The sequence below is a fragment of the Dietzia sp. IBK-p2-16D genome (assembly GCF_057773085.1).
On record NZ_JBYMTL010000002.1, the window covers coordinates 1 to 20,461 of the forward strand.

The following is a 20,461-nucleotide window of genomic DNA, read 5'->3' on the forward strand; positions in this document are numbered from 1 at the left end:
CCGCCGAGTCATCGCCGCCAAGCAGCACGCCCTCGACGCCGGCGGCGACTACGATCAGCAACGACTCGTTGATCACTGCGCCTGACTAGACGCCGATCCGAATCCCACCACCCCACGGGGCACTATCCGACCGACTAGAGCAAACTGCACAATACGGGGAACAGTCAGTGAGGTCTACGGTCTGAGCTCCTCCAGCCGGCCGGGGGACCAGACAATATTGGCCAGTTGAAGCAATAGCGCGCTGCGCTCACGCTGCGCCTGTTTGTCGAACCGGTCGTAGCTTTGAAAGTCCAGGCTTTCGTCTAGGCGGAGACGCAGGAACTGCGGTTGATGTTGATAGGTACCCGAGTGGAGACTCGCCGCGTAGAAGTTCTGTCGACCGTAGTGTGCGACTTTGTCCTCGTAGGTCTTGTCCTGCAGGCTGCGGTTGACGTCGGCCGGCAGGAGGAGCAGCGCGCCGATGTCGTCGCGCCAAGCCTCAAAGTCCTGGCGACTGTCGAACTGATCGAGGTGGCGCTCGTACTTGTCCGCCCAGATGTGTTCGATGTCGTACGGGTTCTTCGCTGTGCGGTCGATCAGCGTGGCGAAGTCTTCGCCTCGCCCGGACTTTTGTTCGATATAGGCGCTGATGCGAGCGAGTAAGTGGAAGATGTAGCGTCGCGAGAACTGGTTAAGTCCCAGCTCTGCGATGCCGCCGCGCCCGCGGCTGCGGTTGCCTTCGAAGGTAGCCTCATCTGTCTCAAGTTTGGCCGACAACACGTCAATCAGCTCATCGAGCGGTTTGCGCCGGATGTCCTTGGCCAGCAGCCACATTGTGTAGGACACCGCGTTGTATCCTGATCGTTGGTAATTCACTGCTCGGCGCATCAACCAGATGTCGAGGTAGGTGGCGACGGCCTGGAGTTTGCGACGCACAGTATCCTCGTTGTCGGTCACTTCCAAGGGGGCCAGTAGCACTGTGTATTGCCAGGTGAAGTTATTGTGCGCGTTGTAGTACACCGCCTCCAGCCCTGGCGTAAGCCGAGTGCTGGCGTCTAAAACTTGCAGGTAGTAGCGGGCGAAGAACCGGAATTCTTCAGTCATCAGTCGCAGGTTCTGCTCACGACTACCTGCGCCAACCCGCGCGGCGTGGTCTCGCAGCCATCGGTGGAAGGTGCTGCCGATCAGTTCCCAATCGCGATCAGTGGCGCCCTTTCGGCGGTCGCGGATAGTTTCAGCGTATTGGGCGCGTAGCCAGGCTTTGATGAATTCTGCGTCTCGCTCTGTGTCGGTCTCCTCGCCCCAGGAAATCAGGTCGAGAACCGTTCGTTTCCAGGCGTCATTGGCCTTGGCCCGGTCCTCGGATCCGGTGATCGGAGCGAGCAAATACGCCTTGACCATGTCAACTGGGCTAAGCGGCTTACCGCGATCGTTCATCGTCTCGAAGATCGCGTAGGCATGCTGGTCGGAATCGGTAGCGATTTCGATGAGCCCGACCTTGTTCAGAAGCCAGTAGATGAACGATTGGAAGCCGTCGCCGAGTTCGCCGGAGATGTCAAGGTCTTCAATATCGTGGTAGCGGTGCACCATAGTCTGCACTGACTCTTCACGACCGTCGGTGGAGAAGGTCTCGCCGTTGAACAACGCGCGGATGACCGGAGTCCGCTCCGCGATGTCGAGGTTGAACACCTCCTCACCCAGAGAATCAGAGTAGATCAACGGTTCGATAGTCCGGGCAGCCTTAAGATTCGCGTCTCTGGCCTGCCGGTACAGGTGTATCAGTAACAGGGTCAGTGAGGTGACGCGCTGCTGTCCGTCCACCAGATAGTTTTTGTTGCGTCGCTGAGTGACGATAATCGAACCGAGAAAGTACTCGTCGTACCCAGACACATCTTTCGTCGAATCACCGTCTGTGTAGGAACGCTGAAAGGTACTTGTCAGGTCTTGGACGAGTTCCGCAATATTTTCACGGTCCCACTTGTATTCGCGCTGATACTCGTCGATGGAGAACGTTCGACTCTGTAATAGCTGGGTTACTGTTCGGTAATGCGGCGTGATGCTGGCCATAAGCTGCTCATGCCTCCTTTTTCTGCGTCGTTTTCTTGTCTACTTCTTGCACTGTCACTCGGTTGTCTAGAAGGTTCGCAGATCGCACTCTAAGTCGTGGCCTTACGGACGGGCCACTCCTCCGCTGCTAACGGCTCGGCGTTGAGAAGTCGTCGGCGGCTTTCCCAGTCGGGGAGGTGCTTAGCCATGAGACGAGCGAAGGCGTCCCCGTGGTTGCGCTCGAAATAGTGGGTCATTTCGTGGACGACGATGTACTCCAGGCAGTCGGGGTGCTTCTTGGCGAGTTCGACGTTGAACCAGATGTGCCGGGTTTCGCGATTGCACGAGCCCCACTTGGTTTTCATGCGTCGGATCGTCCATTTGGGGACGGTGACACCAAGTTCCTGTTCCCACTTGGCGATGAGGTCGGGGAGCACTTGGCGCAGTTGTTCCCGGTACCACTGGTCTAGGTACTCGCGCCGCTTGTCGGTCGGGGTGCCGGCGGGCACATACAAGGTGAGCCGCTCGCCGTCGATCTCTAAATGCACGCGGCCGGGCCGCTCGACAACCTTCAGCCGGCGGCGCACGCCCCACACGTAGTGAGATTCCCCAGTCACCATTTCGCGCTGGGTCTGGCGTTCTACCGAGCGCAGCTGGTCTCGTTGCCGTTTGATCCAGGTCAGACGCTGGACGACTGCGAGACGGACCTGGTCGTCATCGAATCTGCGGGGTGCGGCGACGCGGACCCGTCCTGCCGGTGGGTAGACGCCGATGTGGAGGTGCTTGATGTCTTTGTAAACCACATCGACGTTGATCCCGCGGACGGTCAAGTGGGCTTCAGCGGTATTCATCGCGGGCCTTGACCAGTTCGAAGAGTTCGTCGAGCCGGTCGAAGTCGTCGGGTAGGGCGCGAGTGATGGCGCGTTTGACGACTTTCTCCTTCATTGTGTTACCCACCCAGTCGTGGGGCTTACTCGTCACGATCGCGGTGTCGACCTGGATAGGCATCGCCGGGTCGGACCAGCCGAAGTCGATGAGGGCTCGGCGGGCTCCGTTGTTGGCCCAGGCGGGGTATTTGGTGTCGGATTCCTGGCCACCGAGTTGCTTGGCGGCGTCGAGCAGTTGGGCCAGGTATTCCTGGTAGTCGATGGCCTGTTGGCGGCGCTGCTCGATGATGGCGTCGAGCAGTTCGCTCATCTTGTCGTAGTACTTGGGGTTCATCGGGTGCTCGTCGACGATCACCTTGCGCATGTTGTTGGTGATCGTTTCCGCGACTGCTTCGGGACTGTTTTTGATCCCAATGGGGAGTTTGTCGATCGCCCCGGCCCCGAGTTCGACGATGAGGTCGATCAGTCCGGTGTCTTCGAAGTCAGCGACGACTTCTGAGGCTCCAGCTTGGATGTAGGTGTCGAGCAGGAACCGCATGCCGGCTTCGTACTGCTTGAAGTTGACATCTTCCTTCGCGCCGATCTTCACCTCAGCTCGCACGTCGACGTAGTGGGCGATCTCGGTGCGGATCGCCTCGACCTCAGCGGGGGTGAACCCGGCTTCGGTCATGTCGTTGGCAAGGTTTGAAAACGCGCGGGTGACTGCCGCGACCGACTTGTATAACTCGACGCGCTTGGGCTCGTTGGCCTTGAGCTGGGCGACGTTGCCGGGCTCGGCGGCGCAGAAGTAGTGCTGGTACTGCTGCGTGGACTTTGGAGGCGCTACCGGCTCCACGAGCGCCCGGATTCGTTCCAGGGCGTCGTCGAGGTTCTCCCGGGCCTTTTCGATCCTGTCCGAGAGCAACCCTTCGATGTCTTGCTTCTCGTAGCCATCCAGCGCCCCGGAGGTGTAGTCAGTGATGGCAGTTTCGAGCGAGTTGAACAAATCTTGGTAGTCGACGATGTACCCGTAGTCCTTATCGTCGCCATCCAGGCGGTTGACGCGGCAGATTGCCTGGAACAGGCCATGGTCGCGCATCGTCTTGTCGATGTAGAGATAAGTGGCGCTGGGGGCATCGAAGCCGGTCAGTAGCTTGTCGACGACGATGAGCAGCCGCATTTGACCCGGGTTCTCGACGAACTGCTTCTTGACCTCGTACTCGAACTGCTCGACCTTGTTGACCGCCGTATCGGCGGGCTCATCAAAGTAGTCGGCAAGCATGCGGCGGTAGGTGTCGTATTGCCGGATCTTCTCGGTCTTGCCCTCGCCGGAGTCTTCCTTGGCGATGTCGCTGGCGTTGGGGATGTAGCTGGTGACGATGGCGCATTTGCCTTCGAAGCCAGCCGCGACGAACAGGTCGTAGAACTTGCAGGCTTGGTAGATGCTGGCACCGACCAGCATGGCGTTGCCGCGCCGGTCCATCAGGCGCGGTTTGGTGTCCATGTCGATCAGGATGTCGTTGACGATCTGGCGGGCACGGGGCTCGCTGGAGACCACCTTTTGCATTGTGCCCCAGCGCTTCTTCAACTCGGCCTTCGACAAGTCCGTCATGCCCTTGGTTTTGGCTTCGAACCACTTGTCGACCTGCGCGGGACTGCTTAGTTGCTGGTCGATGTTGCGGGCCTCGTACCGCAGATCTAGGACCACCCCGTCGGCGACGGCCTCATCGAACTTGTAGGTGTGGATGAACGACCCGAATGTTTCGATACTGGTGGCCTTATCGGCCTTGAGCAGCGGTGTTCCCGTGAACCCGATGAACATGGCATCGGGCAGCAAGGACTTCATCGCGGTGTGCATCGTGCCGGACTGAGTGCGGTGCGCCTCATCGACGAACACGAAAATGTTGCCCTTAGCCTTAAAGTCGGCGGGCACTTTCGCGTGGAGTTCCTTGATGAAGTCGCCCGTGGCCTCCTCCGCGGCGGCTTCTTCATCGCGATCGGTGGCACCGAACTTGTGTATCAACGACCCGATCAGCCACTCGGTGCTGGCGTTCAATGTGCTGATCAGGTCGGCGCCGCTTTTCGTGCGGTAGATCTGCTCGTTGACTCCGTTGAATACTTTCTCGATCTGCTCGTCGAGTTCGGTGCGGTCAGTGATCAGCAGCACCCGGGCATCCGGCTGGTTCTCCCGGATCCATTTGGCCAACCACACCATCGTCAATGACTTACCCGAGCCCTGGGTATGCCAGATGATGCCGCCCTCACGCTGAGCGATCCGCTCTTGCGCGGCCTTGACTCCGAAAAACTGATTGTGCCGCGGCCCCTTTTTAATACCAGCATCAAAGACGATAAAGTCGTGGATCAGCTCCAGCAACCGCTGTTTACCGCACATCTGCAACAACCCACGATCCAGCGGACTGTCATCTCCCACATCCGTCAAGCTGGCATACGATTCTTTCCACTCCAGCCAGTACTTCTCAGGTGTATCGATCAAGCCGTAGCGCAGACCTTCGATGTCGTTGCCGGCGAACACGAACTGCACTGTGGAGAAAAACGGGCGGATGAAGTGCGGTGACTGGTTGCCGATGGTCTGGCGGATGCCTTCCGAGACCGCGACTTTTGATCGTTTCAGCTCGAGCGTAGCTAGTGCCAACCCGTTGACATACAGCACCAAATCGGGACGCTTGGTGTGCTCCCCGCGGACAGTGACTTCCTCAGCCACCGCGAAAGCATTCGCTCCAGGGTTCTTCCAATCAATCAACCAAACGGTTTCGGTCTGCTCCCCCACCCCTGGCTTGACGTGCACCCCGTAACGCAGCAGTTCGTAGACGTCCCGGTTCGCTTCGTACAGATCGTGACCGGCACCAACCGAAGCCGCTTTAGCGAGCCGATCAAGCGCACGATTAATCAGATCATCGCCGCACCCCCGAGCACGAAGATTCGCGACGAGCAGTTCAGTCTCAACGTTCGAGTTGCCCGCGCGGCTGCTCCAGTTCCCTAAATACTCGTATCCCAACTCTTCACGAAGCCGATCGACCACGCGGTTTTGAGTCTGCCGCTCACTTTGCCCGATTACACTCACGATTCGACCTCCACAGGCAGCCGCGTGCGGCCAGTCAACAACTGCTGCGTCATGCCCGTTTTAATGGCGTGGGCCTTTGCCAGCCGCTTTTCGAGCAGGGCTACTGTTGCCGCCGCATCGTCCAGAGAGCGAACGATGGCCGCTTGCTCCTCACTGGGCGGCAGCCGAAGCTGGAAATTCTTAAAGGTAGGCAAACGAAGCGAGTCAACCGTCGCCTTGACGCTGTTTTCCATCGCATGGGAACCAAAATATTGGCGCATGTAGTGGTAGATAAAACGACCGTTCGTACCTGGCGCGAAATCACTAATTTTGTAGACCCGTTGGTGCACTTCAAACTTGCCATTGACGTAATGAAAGATCGATCCGATATTGCCCTCACCTGGCACCAAGATGGCTTCGCAATCATACGAGTACGAGTCGATACGCTCGATGGTGGCAGATCGGACGAAGAAGGGATATTTTCCGCCGGTCTTCTTGTCTTGATTGTTTCTAGAGCCAGTTTTGATTCGAGTGACTTCACCGAGCGTGAGCTCGGTCCACGGCTCTGTAAACCCTGGCAGGCGGGTGCGGCCGGTCAGGAGTTGCTGCATCATGCCCTGCTTGATCGCCTGCTTCTTGGCGATGAGACGTTCGAGTGTAGCGATTAGGTCGTCGGCGTCATTCAGCCACTCCACGATCTCGCGCTGACGCTCAATCGACGGCAGGGCGAGCTCGACGTCAAGGAACTTCGTCTTCGCGATATTATAGCGTGTCGCCCCTTGTGCGAGAGACGAAACGAGCGACCTTCCGGCAGAAGACCGAAAGAAGTATGCAAGATATGTTGAATCAACCGCAGCGTCTGGCCGCAGTCGGAAACCAAAGCAGAAGCTGTTCAAGAACGTGGAAATATTGGGGTCAAAATCCACCACCGCGGATAGCGCAACCTCTTCCGGCGTCTCGGAGGACCCGTTGAATAACACATCTCCGCGCTTGACGCTGTTCTGCCGCTCACCTTTCTTTACCTGAACTTGTTCGAGTGCACGACCACTTAGTCGCGTACTGTTAATGACTTCCAGGAACGTTACAAACCGGGCATCTCCTCGTCCGAAGTCGGCCTTGGTTTTTCCTGTTAGGCCGCCGTAGGTACTGCCGACTTCACGGAGTCGAACCGTTGAACTCATTCTCCGACCCCCATTGCAGCCAGGTGGTCGGCGACCTTGGCTTCGAGCCGATCAAGCTCGGAGTCTAGATCTCTCACTGTCGCGGCATACCGCACGCCAAGCTGCTGAATACGCGCAACCAGGTCAAGCGTCAGAGCTTCGACTTCACCTGCAACGCGGTGCGCGACGGTCGCTCGCCACTTATCTTCGAGCACAACTGCCTTCACCTCATTCTCGGTCAGGTTGCCGTACTTTTTGAGGGTGGCGAGGTCGAGTTCAGCATGGGCGTCTTTGACTGCCTTCTTGGCGGCTGCTTCGGCGTTGTACAGCTTGCTGGCGTACTGCAGCGCCTTGACCTCGTCGGGATCGCCGCCAGTCTTGATCGCCTTCAATCGTGCGGCGACCAGCGCCTTGGAGATCTTGTCATCATCCATGGCGTCGGCGAGCAGTCCGTCTTCGACGGCATGTTCTTCGGTGTACTCCTCGACGGCGCGGGTGGCTTCTTCGGCTGCAGCGGTGAGGTTGTCGATGGTGGCCTGATCGGCGGCGAAGTAGCGCGCCACGATTAGTGCTGGCGGGATGAGGTCCAGCTTGTACTTGGTGGCGCTGCGACCGGACCCGACAACCAAGTCGGGAGTCTCGGAGAGCTTGCGTTCCTTGTCCTCGATGGTCTTGCGTGGCTTGGCGGCGTTGAGCCAGCCGTCGGCCATGATCAGGTAAACGTCGTCGTGCATTGTGTCGTGCCAGTAGGACATGAGTTGCTCGTACACGTTGTACTCGTCGAGCAGCGGCATCGGCTTGAACCGGGCGAGTAGGTCGTCGCCGATTACGGTGATGAGGTCGTTTGGCTTCGTCTCGGCTGTGATGCCAGCTAGCGTGTCGCGGTGCGTGTTGAACCATTCTTCGACGATGCCGGTGGCTTCGTCGCGCAGCTTATGGAAGCCGGGAGCATCAAGGATGGCTTGCTGCACCTCGCTGACATCAATGGTCAGGTCGCTGTATCCAGGGCGGTTAGGCGCGAAAATTTGGCTACGCAGCGACGGGAAAGCATCCCAGTAGGACTGCAGAGCGTCCAGGTCACGGTCGGGGATACCGCCGTGTAGGTGTGCGGAGAGATCTTGGAGATCCTCCGGTTCGGAAGAATCGATGTAGCGGGGGATGTTGAGGTTGTAGTCGTTCTTCGCGTCGGAAATCTCGCTCATCGGGACCATGCGCGAGTAGCGTTCGATCTCGATCTGCTTGTTGAAGGTGTCGACGATCTTGTGGATGTCCTGGCTGCGCAAGCGGTTTTTATTGCCGTCTTTGATGAAGCCCTTGGAGGCGTCGATCATGAAGACGCCGGTGCGTGCCTGAGCGTTCTCCTTGTCGAGGATGACCACGCAGGCAGGGATCCCGGTGCCGTAAAAGAGGTTCGCGGGCAGGCCGATGATCCCCTTGATGAAGCCCTGCTTGAGTAACCGTGTGCGGATGGCCGCCTCGGCATGTCCGCGGAACAGGACTCCGTGCGGCAAGATGATTGCGGCCTTGCCGGTGCTCTTGAGCGAGGTCAACGCGTGCAGGAGGAAGGCGTAATCGCCGTTCTTTTCTGGCGGGCGTCCGTACTCGAAGCGGCCATACTCGTTCTCTAGGCCGTTATTCCAGGACTTCACTGAGAACGGCGGGTTCATGACGATGTAGTCGAAAGTCCGCAGGTGCTCACCCTTGGTGAACTGCGGGTTGGTGATGGTGTCGCCCTTGGTGATGTCTGCATATCCCGCCTGCCCGTGCAGGATCATGTTCATCTTGGCCAATGCCCAGGTGGCGTTGTCCTTCTCCTGGCCATAGATCGTCATGCCGCGCGGTGCTTCATCCGCAGCCTTGAGTAGCAGCGAACCGGATCCACATGCCGGGTCGTACACAGTTTCATCCTGACGAGTGTTTGGCCCAATGCCGACCACCTTTGCCAAGATCCTGGATACCTCCGCTGGCGTGTAGAACTGACCCTTGCTTTTACCCGACTCGGTCGCGAAGTGGCGCATCAGGTACTCGTAGGCATCCCCGAGCAGGTCATCGCCTTCGGCGCGCGACCCTCGGAAGTCGAGGTCGTTGAAGATGGTGACCAGCTTGGACAGCCGGTCCTGCATCTCCTTGCCCCTACCGAGCTTCTCCGGGTCATTGAAATCGGCCAAGTCGATGACGTTGCGAAGGTCGTTGGCTTCGGCGAGCCGGCCGATGATCTTGTTGAACCGGTCGCCGATCTCCTTGTCGCCCTTGGCAGCCAGCATGTCGTCGAACGATCCACCGTCAGGAACATCGATCAGACTGTCCGGATTGGCCTTGGCCTTATCCGACACGTACTTCACGAACAACAAGGTGAGGATGTAGTCCTTGTACTGGCTTGCATCCATGCCGCCACGCAGTTGATCGCAACTCGCCCACAGCGATGCGTACAGATCCGACTTCTTTAGCGCCACGAATGACCTTCCCGATTCAACTAGGGTTCTCCACCGTGACCCTAGTGCCGGAAACCGCCTATGGCCGACCAGTTCGGTCGCAGTCAGCCGCGGGTGATCGAGTTCACGCCATAACGGACGCCAAACCGCTCGAATACGGCCGGTCCGGGACTTCGCCCCCGACATCCCGAGGCGCATGCTGGAACGTCCACAGACAACAAAAAGCGGCCGCGACCGGGAAATATCCCGGCTACGGCCGCTGCAGTTCCAACCTCGAACTGCTCTCTGTGGGCGAAGGGGGACTTGAACCCCCACGTCCCGAAGGACACTGGCACCTGAAGCCAGCGCGTCTGCCATTCCGCCACTCGCCCGAGTAACGCCCGGATACGTTAACACGTGGCGTTCGGCTCGTACTAATCGGCCTGCCCGGCCACGTCGGCCGTCCGGACCACGCCCGGACGGTCGGCGGCCGTCCGCGAGCCGCCCCCGGCCCGCCCCGGCCTGTGGTGCGGCACGAATCCCAGGACCGTGACCGCGGCGAGCGCGGCGACGCCGAGCGGCGCGGACCACGTGTCGGTCGCGACCATCGTGGTCGCCACGAGAATCGACACGCTCATGCTGATCACCACGGTGAGCGCGAGCCTGTCGCCCCCGTCGCCCGACCCCATCCGACGCGCCCACCCCCACCCGGGCGCCAACAGACAGAACCCGACCAGGTACGGGAGCCGAGCGGCCTCCACGACGATCGGGACGATCGCCAGTACGAGCAGGATCACTCCCGCGATGAGGATCCGTGCGGTCCTGTTGCCGTTCATCGGGCCTCCACCCTCCTACCGAACTCGGACAGTGTGAAGACCGTGGCATCGACCGAGTGGTGAACCACACGAAACAGGGAGGACGCCGCCAGATCGCGCTCGAGGTCCGTGAGCGCGCCGGCCGGGAGCGACCCGTACATCTCGGCACCAATCTTCTGTGACCGCGTGATCACGACGTACCCGTCGCTGTATCTCGGGTTGGACAGCCACTGGTGAAGGGTGTCCTCGGGCCGATCCAGGAGGCGATCCACCGATGGCTCGAAGGCGATGGGAACGTAGGTGAACTTCTCGTAGCCGTGGAACTGCCGCGGGTAGTTCACATCGCCCTCGACCAGCAGGGAGCCGGCGGGCGCGTTGGTGGCGATCCACTGGGCCGCGGCGATCTCCTGGTCGGTGAAGTAGTTGTACCGTTCCTTGCCGTAGTAGCCGAGCAGGAACCCTGGCACGATCAACACCAGTGCGAGCACCGCCGTGGTGAACCGACGCTGATCGAAGGCGCCCGAACCGACACGCGGCGCGCAGGCCTCCGCGGCGAGGAACGCGATGAACGGGGCGGAGAACAGGAAGACCCTGAGCAGGGACTCACCGCCGAAGGACATCTGCACGAGGACGGCGACGGGCACGAGCATGAGGACCACCGGGGCCCAGTGCAGTGTTCCCTCGCGACGAGTTCGCCACACCCCCAGCAGGGCGAACGCGGCCCCGGCGGCGACGGTGAACCTGTCGCCCCAGACCACCAACCGCTGCGCACCGACCGCGCCGTCGGACTTGCTGAACGTGGCGTCGGCGTTGGAGAGGGGCTGTCCGAACCCGGAGATCAGATCCCGGAAGTTGTAGATGGTGTAGTCACCGGCGAAAGTCAGGGCCCAGGCCGAGACGATGGCGACAGCGATGACCGGCAGGTACCACCCGCGGGTCTGCCGCGTCGCCACCAGAACGGCGACAGCCATGAGGAGGATGACCAGAGTGATCTGGTGGGTCACCGCCATCGCCGCCACCAGGACGGAGAACACGAGAGTCCGCATCGCGCTGCCGCGTGGATTGCGGATGAGCAGACCGATCATCCCGAGGTAAAGGATGTAGACGGCTGCCTGCGGAGAGTAGTAGTCCTGACCGACCCAGGTCATCGTGAAGTAGAGCACCAGCGCCAGCCAGACGACGGCGGGACGGCCGGTGAAGCCACGGAACAGGTACCGGAGGACCACCAGCAGGATCAGGTTGAAGCCGAGCGGAGCCCACAGCGCGACCGCGTCGGCAGCCCCCTCTCCGCCGAGGTCGGCGACCAGCGCACTCGCGGCGAACAGCCCGGGCCAGTTGTGGTAGATCGGGTTGGAGTCGATACCCGGGTCGACCGCGCCGGTACGCAGGATGTACTCGACGACGCCCACGTGCTTGTACGTCCACGAATACCTGGCGGTGTCGTAGAGCACTGCAGGAGTCCCGTGGACCAGTGCGAGATAGGTGACGAGATGCGTACCGATCACCCAACCGGGACGGTGCTGGTAGATGCACACCAACGTGCTGCCGAGCAGCAGGATGATCGCGGCCACGATCGCGGTGTTGAAGTCCGACAGCAGCCCGAGCTCCCCCATCTCACGGGGGTCGGACCCCGAGAACCCGACGCACCACAACAGGATCGAGGCGACGACGGCCAGTAGTGCCACCGACTGCGGTCGCACGGACCCGAGGGGGGTTCCGGGCCGCGAGCGCTTCCGCCGGTGCTTCGCCGGTTGCCGGTGTCGCAGGTGCAGATCCTCACGCGTGTCGAGCACTTGTTCCTCCCGTCACGCAGGGCGCATCCGACCTGAAACGTCGGAGCACCGGATGGACGTTCCGGGCGGACCAGAGCCGGCCGGGCCCGTTCCTCGTCGAGCGCGTCACGGTGTTGGCCACGTGCCACAGCCATGCGAACACAACGACGGATTCCGGGTCGAGTTGTGGGTTGGGAAGGCAGATTCCGGCGGAGTCGAAGTGCCGCACGAGTGACCCCGGGTCGTCGAGTGCCGCGCACACGGCTGAGCCGAGGTCGACCGGCCTCGTGGACAGGTACCAGTGCACCGGATCGGCGTCCGGGAGACCGGGGTCCATCATGTTCTCCCAGTCGACGATCCCCGTGATCACCGGCCGTCGATGCTCGTCGGACACCAGCACGTTGCCCGGCCAGAAGTCGCCGTGGGTACAGCTCACGATGACGGACCGGCCGAGGAGACGCTCGCGCAGGAACCCGGCCAGGTGGTCGACCTCCTCGGCGTGTCGTTCACCGAGGTTCAGACCGAGTACGGCGGAGATCGGGAGGTCGACCCACTGCTCCACCAGCGACGGCGTGACGATCATCGGTCGCGCCGTGGCCATGTGGAGGCGGGTGATCGCCGCCGCGGCGGCCTGCTCGGCGTCGGCGTCGGAGGTCCGACCTGGCAGGAGGGTCTCGCGCACGACGGTGCGCTCCCCCACCACCCCGAGGTCGAGCACCCGTGGGAGCAGGTCCGCGAATCCGGAATCGCTCCGGTCCCGCAGTGCGGAGACGGTACCCACGTGCCGGGCGAGGTTCCGGTCCGCGGCCTCCGACGTGGCGATCTTGACCACGAACTCCCCGGTTCGCCCCGAGACGGCCGCGACGAGGGTGTCCGAGTCGCTCTTGAGAGTGCGCGTCTCCGGAGAGCCCGACACGCCGCAGGCAGCGAGTGCCGGATGTACCCGCCGACGTTCGTCCCGGCGGGCCCCGAGGTGACGCACCGCCAGTGACAATCGTGCGACCGCCGCCCACGCGGAGTCCAGGGTCGGCGGGCCGGTGGCGAGTCCGGTACGACCGGACAGGACGAGTCCGAGGGCGGCCAGCGACTGCGCCACGAGGATCGTCGCTCCCACCCCGGTCACGCCCCACCATTGCAGCGTGACCCAGCTGCCGCCCCAGATCGCCACCGCGAGGAATAGGTACGTGGTGACGACAGTCGACATGTCCCGGCGCACCCGGGCGGTGTTCACGCTGATCCCGACGATCGTCTGGGGTAGCGCGGACAGGATGATCAACTGCATCGCGGTGCCCGCGTTCTCGGCATAGTCCTCCCCGAGGAGCCGCAGCGCGAACGGTCCGACGAGAACCCCCACCACGGCCAACGGGAGGACCAGCCGGATGCTGTGCCTGAGAGCCGTGCGCGCATGCGTCGCCGCCTGCATCGGGTCGTACACGGATTCCGCGATCAGCGCACTGCCGATGTTGCTGGTGATCAGGTAGAGGGAGTAGCCGATCATATTGGCCATGTAGTAGTACGCGCTGGCCTCCGGCCCGCGTAGGTGCAGCACGATCAGCGTGAGCACCTGCGGCGTCGCGACCCAGACCATCCAGGCGATCTGATCGGCCGCGGCGAATCTGGCCAGTTGCGGAACCGATACCGCGGTGTCGCGACCCTGACCGACCACGGCCGGCCGGGTCAGCCGGACCACCAGCACGGCCACCGCGGCCACGGCGAGGACCGCCGGGAGCACTGTCGCCCCGAGTACCGCCCACGTCGACAGGACCGTCACCACCGGGAGGGCGGCGATCTTGCCGATGGAGTAGGCCAGGTTCTTCACCGGTACCCAGACACTCTTCCGGAGCCCGATCAACACGTGGTCCTGGAGTACGAACAGCACCCACACCACCGTGGACATGGCGAACGCACCGATCGTCAGCGGACTGTCGCGCAGGAATCCCAGATGTCCGGCCCACCACGGTTGCCCGACCAGGAACACCCCTGACAGGGCTACGGCGGCCAGCGCGCAGGCCAGACAGCTACCCGTGATCAGACGTCGAGTCGACCCACCGGCCACCGGGAGGAAGCGGACCAGGCCGTTGCGTAGTCCCAACGTGGCCAGGTTCGCGAGCAGGGTGAGGACGGAGACGAGCGCGGTCCCGATGCCGACCGTCTCGGCCGGCAACCACCGGGCGGCCAGGGCCCAGAAGGCCAGACCGGCGACCGAGGTCACCGCGGTGCTCATTATCAGCGCGTTGGCACTGAGGTGCAGGGCGTCGGAAGCGGGAAACCGACTCCGGACAGTCGTGACCAGACCGGTCATGGCGCACCTCCTGACCAGATACGCGCGTAGTCGATCTCGAATGTCGCCGGAGTCGCCGACTGGTCCGGTTGCCCTCCGAAGTCACCGCCGACCGCGAGATTGATCACCAGGTACATCGGTTCGTCCGGCACCTGTTCGCCGGTGACCTCCCAGGCCTTCTCCCCGTCGAAGAAGAACTCCAGGCGATTCGGGGACCAGTGGAGTCGAACGGTGTGGGTGTCGGCGATGTCCACTCCCGGCGGGAGCTGGACGAGAGTGTGGGACGCCGGGAGATTCAGCTCCGGGTCCGGGTGGAAGTAGATGGTCGCCTGCCCGGGCCGCTGTCCGACCGCCTCGAAGATGTCGATCTCCGGCTTCGACTCCTGATTGGCGGGGAGCATCCAGATCGCAGGCCACAGGCCGGCCCCGATCGGCGCGCGGAACCGGACCTCCACGGTCCCGTAGGTGAACGCGACCTTCGGTTCGGCGCCGTACCTCGGGGGACCCGTACTGACCATGCCGGACACGTACGGGAAGGTCCTCCCCTCGGCGCCGACGACCCGGCGTTGCTCGGCGGTGAGCCGGAGGGTTCCGTCAGCGACCCGAACCTGGCCGGGCAGATACCATTCCAGCTCGTTGTTGGTGGCGATGGTGCACCCACCGTTGTCCCACCAGTGGCAGGTGTTCCAGACGCCGGTGTCGAGCCCGGTTCCGTCGAACTCCTCGTCGAGGATGAGTGGGGCCTCGTTCATGGCGACGCCCTGTGGACGTACCCCCTGGTCCGGTGGAGGGATCGGCCGGGCCGTCTGCGGGACGACACGGTTCTCCCCCAGGTGCACGTCGACCGAACACGCCGACGCGGCCGCGAGTGCGATCAGTACGGGCACCGCCGTCGCGAACGTCACCCAGCTCCGGGTCCGCAGGCGCGACGTCGGATACGAATGCGCCCGGCTACTCATCAGCGAAGCCGATCAGGCGCTTGACCCCGGTGCGGACGACGGTGTCCATCCGGGTCCACGGAAGTCGCTCTATGCGGAGTTCGGCGTAGTCGTAGGCTCGGGCACCGAATTTCTCCTTGGCCTGCGCGAGGGCCTCGGACCGTCCGGATTCCCCCATGTGGAACGTCGAACACCCCGATTCACAGGCCAGCTCGATGGCGGTCCAGTAGACGAGTTCGGCGGCATGCGACTTGCCCACCCTGTCGCGGTCCATCGCCGCCCGCGTCCCGTGGCCGGTGGGGCCGTACAGCACGATCGCCCCCGCCACCGGGGCGCCGTCCAGGTAGGCCAGGATCACGCGGAAGTCCTCTCCGAGCCGGTCTCCCATCGTGCGCAGCTTGGTCAACGGGTCACGACGACGGGCCCGCGCCCTGGCGAGCGCGCGGGGTTCATGTTGCTTCTCGGCCCACCGGTCGATCGACGAGAGGAACAACTCGTAGTACTCGTCGAGGAACGTGCCCCCGGAACCAACCTCGAGTCGGACGCCGGCGCGGCGCGCCAGACGAATATTGCGCCTGCCCGACTGGTACATACCCGCCCACACGGCCTCCACCCCTGCGGACAGGTCCAGCACGTGGGCACGCCGCGGGATGGTCGAGACCTCCTCGGCCCGAGCCGCGGCCACCCACACCGGCCCGTCGAGTGGGTTGGGTCTGATCCCGATGCGCTGACACCCCAATCCGCGCAGGTCCCGGAGTATCGACCGCGCGGCATCCGTCGAGAGGCCGGTGTCGAGGGGGCCGCCTATCCCCCAGGCAGCCGGGTACGAGCCCGCCCATCCACCGATGCCGGTCGGCCCCCGGCGCGCCACCAACGGCAGCAGCGCCTCGCCGCCGTCCTCGAACGAATAGTGACGGCTCACGTCCGCGTAGCGACCCGTGGCGCACAGTGCGTCGGTCCACCCCGGAGCGTGTTCGGGCAGAGCACTGTCCGAGCGCGCGACGAGTTCGCGCCAGCGCTCCCGGGGGGCCGGGGAGGTGACCTCGACGATGCTCACCGGGTCCTCCCCGACCGCTCCCGGAGCCGTCGCACCTGACGGCCCGCCCTGGTGCGCAGCAGCTGATGTCGAGGCGCGCGCCGCGCCCCCCGGCCCTGTAGGAGCCGGCCGATATCGGACTCGGTCACCGCGTCGGTCACGGTCAGCCGCGCTATCGCGAACACGTCGTCCCGGTCGTGGCTGAGCATGTTCCGTACCGCGGCGGCCGAGGTGTACCCGGCACCCGACACGAGGTCCTTGACCGCCCGGGTGTGATGGCCGTGCGGGTACGCGAACGAGGTGACCGGTCGCCCGAGCAGCTGTTCGAGGACGTCCTTGCTCTCGACGATCTCCTGACGGGCGCGGACGAGTGGAACCAGATCGAGCTGTGGATGGGTCATGCTGTGAGCTCCGATCTCGACGCCGTCGTCGGCCAGGGCTGTCAGTTCGTCCGCGCTGAGCATCCGCATGCGCCCGGCGTCGGCGGGCAGCCATCGGCTCCGGTCTCCGATGTATCCGGCGACCGTGTACAACGTGGCGGGCATGCCCCGGGCGTGCAGTAGGGGCCACGCGTGGTGTGCGAAGTCCGCCAGACCGTCGTCGAACGTGATGGCCATCGCGCCCTCCGGCAACGGGGTGCCGGTACTGATGTGCGCTGCCAACCGGCCGAGGGACATGACGAGGCGGTCGTCGTCGAGCAGATGGTCAAGGTGCGATTCGAACTGATCGGGATGAACGGTGAACTTCTCGAACCCGGGGACGGGCGAGTCGGTGACGGAGTGGTAGAGCAACACGGGCAGGTTCTGGGTCATGCGCTCACCCGTCGCTCGGAGGGACCACGCGAGCCGTAGCGGCTGAGCAGGTACCGGGCCGGCCCCGAGACGAGCCCGCTGCGCTGTGCCCGCGACAGGTCGCGCGGGTAGGCGGGCAGTCCCCGCGACCGGGGCGGGTGCAGGATGGTCGCGAGCCTGGCCGTCGCGGCCCGGTGGTTGCGCAGCATCGTCACCACCGCGCGGGGCTCGTCGAGGACGCACCGCGTCAGATGGGCGCCCAGCCCCGCGCCGTACCCGTACACCTGACGTCGGAGTGCCGCGTAGTCGCGGTGATGCGGGTGGAGCACGATGGCCGAGGGCACGTAGGTCAGACGGCCCCCGTGGCGGATGACGTCGTAGAAGACCGCGAGGTCGTCGCCGCCCTTCGTGACGGTGCCCGTGCCGAGCGCTCCGTCGAACCCACCTATCGTGCGCAGGAAGTCCGTACGGAACGCCATGTTCGCCCCCGAGCCGAAGGTGCCCGCGGCGTAGGGGAACATCGGGTTGTCGGCTCGGTGCTCCGCGTTATCGAACACGCGGCTCCGGAAGCCCTTGCTGTAGACCCCCTGGGCCTCGACCCACTGCTGGGCGAGGGTGTCCAGTTCGCGGGGCGCGATCATCCCCGTCACACACACGGTGTCGGGATCGGCATCGAATGCGCTCGTGATGTTCTCGAGCCAGCGGTCGTGGACCCACACGTCGTCGTCCGTGAACGCGACGAGTCCGGTCGCGACGTGCGGGAGAGCGGCGTTGTGCGCGAGCGCCAGGCCGGGCCGGTCCTCGCGTACGTACGCGACCTCGCTCCCCGGCATCCGGTACCGGGTGACCAATTGTTCGGTCTCGTCGTCGGGTCGTGCGTTGTCGACCACGACCACCCGGCTGGGCACCGTCGTCCCGCCCGCGATCGACTCCAGGCATTCCGCCAGCAGTGCGGGTCGTCCGCGGGTGGCGATCACCACCGTCGTGTCGTCTCGGGTACGCCCACGCCCGGCCGACCGGGTGCGGCGTCCCGCACCTCCTGCCCCGGTCCTTTCGAGGCGTCCGAGCAGATCTGCGGTGGTCTCCTCGGTTCCGTCCAGGGGGATCTCGTGCTCGCTGACCGGGATCCCGTCGTCGAGGAGAAGGCACCACGCGCGCGTATACGGGCCATGGTCCGACCCGGTGCGAAGCGGCCGGGGCGGTTCACAGACGTCGATGACCAGGGGGAGCACCGGATCCACCGTCGGGAGCACGGCAGACGCACCGGGCGTCCGCGTCCGGCGGCCGGGGGCCGTGAGAAAGCCCGCCATCGTCGCCCCGAGCCCGAAGCTGATCGCTGCCGCACGCAACACCCCCGCCGGATCGCCGCGGAGGGCTCGCGCGAGATTGCGCACCACCCCGGCGGGCAGGGTCCTCGTCGTATAGGTGTATTCCGAGCCGAGCCCATCGCCCGCGCCGGTACGACGTGTGACGAGACGCTTGGAGACACCCTCGGCGAAGCACCGTGAGCGGAAGTATCCGAGGGTGCCGCGGGATGCCGGGACGTGGTGGCGCACCCGCGCAGCCGGCTCGTGGAGGAAGACACCGCCGGGGAAGATCTCGGCGGCCCGGATACACAGTTCGGTCTCCTCGCAACCGGCCGCACCGGAGCGGGTCCGGCCCAGCGCGGTGTCGAATCCGCCCGCCGCCCGGACGACGTCCCGGCGGAGCGCCATCGCGCAACCCATCAGGTTCCGCACCGGCTCCGGCCGGAGCGGCAGGCCCCGATAGCTGCAACCGACCACCCAGTCGAACTCGTCCGGCCACCATCCGGGCCGGCCGACCGCCCACTGCGGTTCCGCGAACCCGCTGACCCCGAGCACCTCGGGCCTGGCGAAATGCGCGGTCATCGCCTCGAGCCAGCCGGGGTCGGCCTCGGCGTCGTCATCGAGGAAGGCCACGATATCGCCGCGGGCCCTGGCTGTTCCCGTGTTGCGCGCCCCGGACAGACCCTGCGGCCCGGAGTTCTCCACCGCGACCAGGTCCGGGAACCGTCGCGTCACTCGTCCCAGCAGGTCGGGGTTGTGGTCGATCACCATGATGACCTCGGCGGGTGGCCGGGACTGCTCGAGCACGGACCCGACTGCTGCGACCAGCTGCGGGTACCTGTCCGAGGAGTTCGCGCACACGACCACCGTGGTGCGCGCCGCGGTCATTGCTCGTGAGCCGGGCAGGTGTTCCCCTCGCTGACCACGGCGGCGACGGCCACCCCTGCGACCGTCGCCCCGGATGCGCCCGGGAAGGTCGTGGTCGTCACCACGCTGTGCGTCCGGTGATCACGGAGGGCGATCACCGGATGTGGCATCGGTGCCCCGCTGTGCAGGTCGGGGCGATGCAACCCGAGGCTCGAGCGGTAGCGGCGCACGCGACGGCGTTCGCGGACGATGGTGCTCAACACCCGGTACCCGTCCTTGAGGGCGCTGAGATTGCTCTCGCCGTTGATGCGGTGTTCCTCGTACGACGCGACCTCCACCACCCGCAGCCCGGCGGCCAGTGAACGGACGTTGAGGAAGGTCTCGATCTCGAAGCCGCCGACCTCCTCGTCGAAGAAGGGCAGGACGTCGCGCCAGAACGCCATGTATCCGTAGCACAGATCCGAGAACCGACCGCCGAACGTCCAGCGGACGGTACGTGTCAGGACCGCGTTCCCCAGCATGCGGACCCCCGTGAGGTCTCCGCTGCCCCCGCCCTGGAGGAACCTGGAACCCTTGACGACGTCCGCGCCGGCGAGGAGCGCCGAGACGAACGTGTCGATCTCGGCTGGTGCCATCGATCCGTCCGCATCCATCATCACGATGATGTCGCCGCTACAGGCACTGAAGCCCGCCTGCAGCGCGTACCCCTTGCCGGCACGCGGCTCCTTGACGATCAGTGCGTCCGGACGCAGCGAGAGTGCGGTCTCGATGGTGCCGTCGGTCGACCTCCCGTCGACGATGACCAGCTCATCGACGATGTCTCCGATCGTCGGAAGGAGACAGCCGAGGTTCTCCGCCTCGTTCAGAGTCGGTATGACCAGGCTGACTCTCGGTGCTCGTGTGGCGTCGTGCAGCGGAATGCTCCGTGCGTTGCCGTTGATGTTGGTGCTCATAGTGCGCCCCCTCGTTCGAGTTGATCCCCCCCAGGTCTTGATGAACATATCTTAAAGTCGCTTGAAGTTGTTACAGATTTCTTATCTCAGATCGGCATCGTTCGGCCGGTCGTTTTGAAGGGTTTGCCCATTAGGGCGAGACGCCGCGGCGCCGAGGGGATCCTCGGCGCAGCGTGGG

General features: G+C 63.9%; 13 protein-coding genes and 1 tRNA gene. All 14 read right to left on the reverse strand.

Going from position 1 to position 20,461, the window contains the following annotated elements; genetic code table 11:
• Positions 1 to 174: 174 nt before the first annotated feature.
• Entirely contained in the window at positions 175 to 2,046 is a 1,872-nt protein-coding gene (locus AC3DE3_RS04365; protein ID WP_488369112.1) for a DUF262 domain-containing protein, read from the reverse strand.
• 89 nt (positions 2,047 to 2,135) lie between these two features.
• Entirely contained in the window at positions 2,136 to 2,876 is a 741-nt protein-coding gene (locus tag AC3DE3_RS04370; protein WP_488369113.1) for a M48 family metallopeptidase, read from the reverse strand.
• Entirely contained in the window at positions 2,863 to 5,973 is a 3,111-nt protein-coding gene (locus AC3DE3_RS04375; protein WP_488369114.1) for a type I restriction endonuclease subunit R, read from the reverse strand. The genes AC3DE3_RS04370 and AC3DE3_RS04375 overlap by 14 nt, the downstream gene beginning before the upstream one ends.
• Positions 5,970 to 7,133, reverse strand: coding sequence for a restriction endonuclease subunit S (locus AC3DE3_RS04380; RefSeq protein WP_488369115.1), 1,164 nt, complete (start codon positions 7,131 to 7,133; stop codon positions 5,970 to 5,972). The genes AC3DE3_RS04375 and AC3DE3_RS04380 overlap by 4 nt, the downstream gene beginning before the upstream one ends.
• Positions 7,130 to 9,565, reverse strand: a complete 2,436-nt coding sequence (locus AC3DE3_RS04385; RefSeq protein WP_488369116.1) for a type I restriction-modification system subunit M — start codon at positions 9,563 to 9,565, stop codon at positions 7,130 to 7,132. The genes AC3DE3_RS04380 and AC3DE3_RS04385 overlap by 4 nt, the downstream gene beginning before the upstream one ends.
• 267 nt (positions 9,566 to 9,832) lie before the next feature.
• Positions 9,833 to 9,915: transfer RNA gene (locus tag AC3DE3_RS04390), tRNA-Leu, on the reverse strand.
• Between the two features lie 42 nt (positions 9,916 to 9,957).
• On the reverse strand, positions 9,958 to 10,359 hold the full coding sequence (locus AC3DE3_RS04395) for a hypothetical protein (protein WP_488369117.1): 402 nt from the start codon (positions 10,357 to 10,359) through the stop codon (positions 9,958 to 9,960).
• Positions 10,356 to 12,131: a hypothetical protein gene (locus tag AC3DE3_RS04400; protein WP_488369118.1), complete on the reverse strand. Its 1,776-nt coding sequence runs from the start codon at positions 12,129 to 12,131 to the stop codon at positions 10,356 to 10,358. Before AC3DE3_RS04400 ends, AC3DE3_RS04395 begins: the two co-directional genes overlap by 4 nt.
• Complete coding sequence (locus AC3DE3_RS04405; RefSeq protein ID WP_488369119.1) at positions 12,115 to 14,412, reverse strand: phosphotransferase; 2,298 nt, start codon at positions 14,410 to 14,412, stop codon at positions 12,115 to 12,117. Before AC3DE3_RS04405 ends, AC3DE3_RS04400 begins: the two co-directional genes overlap by 17 nt.
• A complete protein-coding gene (locus AC3DE3_RS04410) occupies positions 14,409 to 15,296 on the reverse strand; it encodes a glycoside hydrolase family 16 protein (RefSeq protein WP_488369120.1) in 888 nt (295 codons plus the stop codon). The genes AC3DE3_RS04405 and AC3DE3_RS04410 overlap by 4 nt, the downstream gene beginning before the upstream one ends.
• Positions 15,297 to 15,342: 46 nt before the next feature.
• The gene (locus tag AC3DE3_RS04415) at positions 15,343 to 16,386 is read right to left on the reverse strand and encodes a GNAT family N-acetyltransferase (protein WP_488369121.1); all 1,044 of its coding nucleotides are present in this window, start codon (positions 16,384 to 16,386) and stop codon (positions 15,343 to 15,345) included.
• The gene (locus tag AC3DE3_RS04420) at positions 16,383 to 17,177 is read right to left on the reverse strand and encodes a polysaccharide deacetylase family protein (RefSeq protein WP_488369122.1); all 795 of its coding nucleotides are present in this window, start codon (positions 17,175 to 17,177) and stop codon (positions 16,383 to 16,385) included. Before AC3DE3_RS04420 ends, AC3DE3_RS04415 begins: the two co-directional genes overlap by 4 nt.
• Positions 17,174 to 19,351, reverse strand: a complete 2,178-nt coding sequence (locus AC3DE3_RS04425; RefSeq protein WP_488369123.1) for a glycosyltransferase family 2 protein — start codon at positions 19,349 to 19,351, stop codon at positions 17,174 to 17,176. Before AC3DE3_RS04425 ends, AC3DE3_RS04420 begins: the two co-directional genes overlap by 4 nt.
• Complete coding sequence (locus AC3DE3_RS04430; RefSeq protein WP_488369124.1) at positions 19,348 to 20,283, reverse strand: glycosyltransferase family 2 protein; 936 nt, start codon at positions 20,281 to 20,283, stop codon at positions 19,348 to 19,350. Before AC3DE3_RS04430 ends, AC3DE3_RS04425 begins: the two co-directional genes overlap by 4 nt.
• Between the last annotated feature and the right edge of the window lie 178 nt (positions 20,284 to 20,461).

Coding starts and splice junctions, on each gene's coding strand:
- AC3DE3_RS04380 (WP_488369115.1), bottom strand. CDS start 7,133: ATGAGTTCAACGGTTCGACTCCGTGAAGTCGGCAGTACCTACGGCGGC.
- AC3DE3_RS04430 (WP_488369124.1), bottom strand. CDS start 20,283: ATGAGCACCAACATCAACGGCAACGCACGGAGCATTCCGCTGCACGAC.
- AC3DE3_RS04420 (WP_488369122.1), bottom strand. CDS start 17,177: ATGACCCAGAACCTGCCCGTGTTGCTCTACCACTCCGTCACCGACTCG.
- AC3DE3_RS04405 (WP_488369119.1), bottom strand. CDS start 14,412: ATGACCGGTCTGGTCACGACTGTCCGGAGTCGGTTTCCCGCTTCCGAC.
- AC3DE3_RS04395 (WP_488369117.1), bottom strand. CDS start 10,359: ATGAACGGCAACAGGACCGCACGGATCCTCATCGCGGGAGTGATCCTG.
- AC3DE3_RS04370 (WP_488369113.1), bottom strand. CDS start 2,876: ATGAATACCGCTGAAGCCCACTTGACCGTCCGCGGGATCAACGTCGAT.
- AC3DE3_RS04425 (WP_488369123.1), bottom strand. CDS start 19,351: ATGACCGCGGCGCGCACCACGGTGGTCGTGTGCGCGAACTCCTCGGAC.
- AC3DE3_RS04365 (WP_488369112.1), bottom strand. CDS start 2,046: ATGGCCAGCATCACGCCGCATTACCGAACAGTAACCCAGCTATTACAG.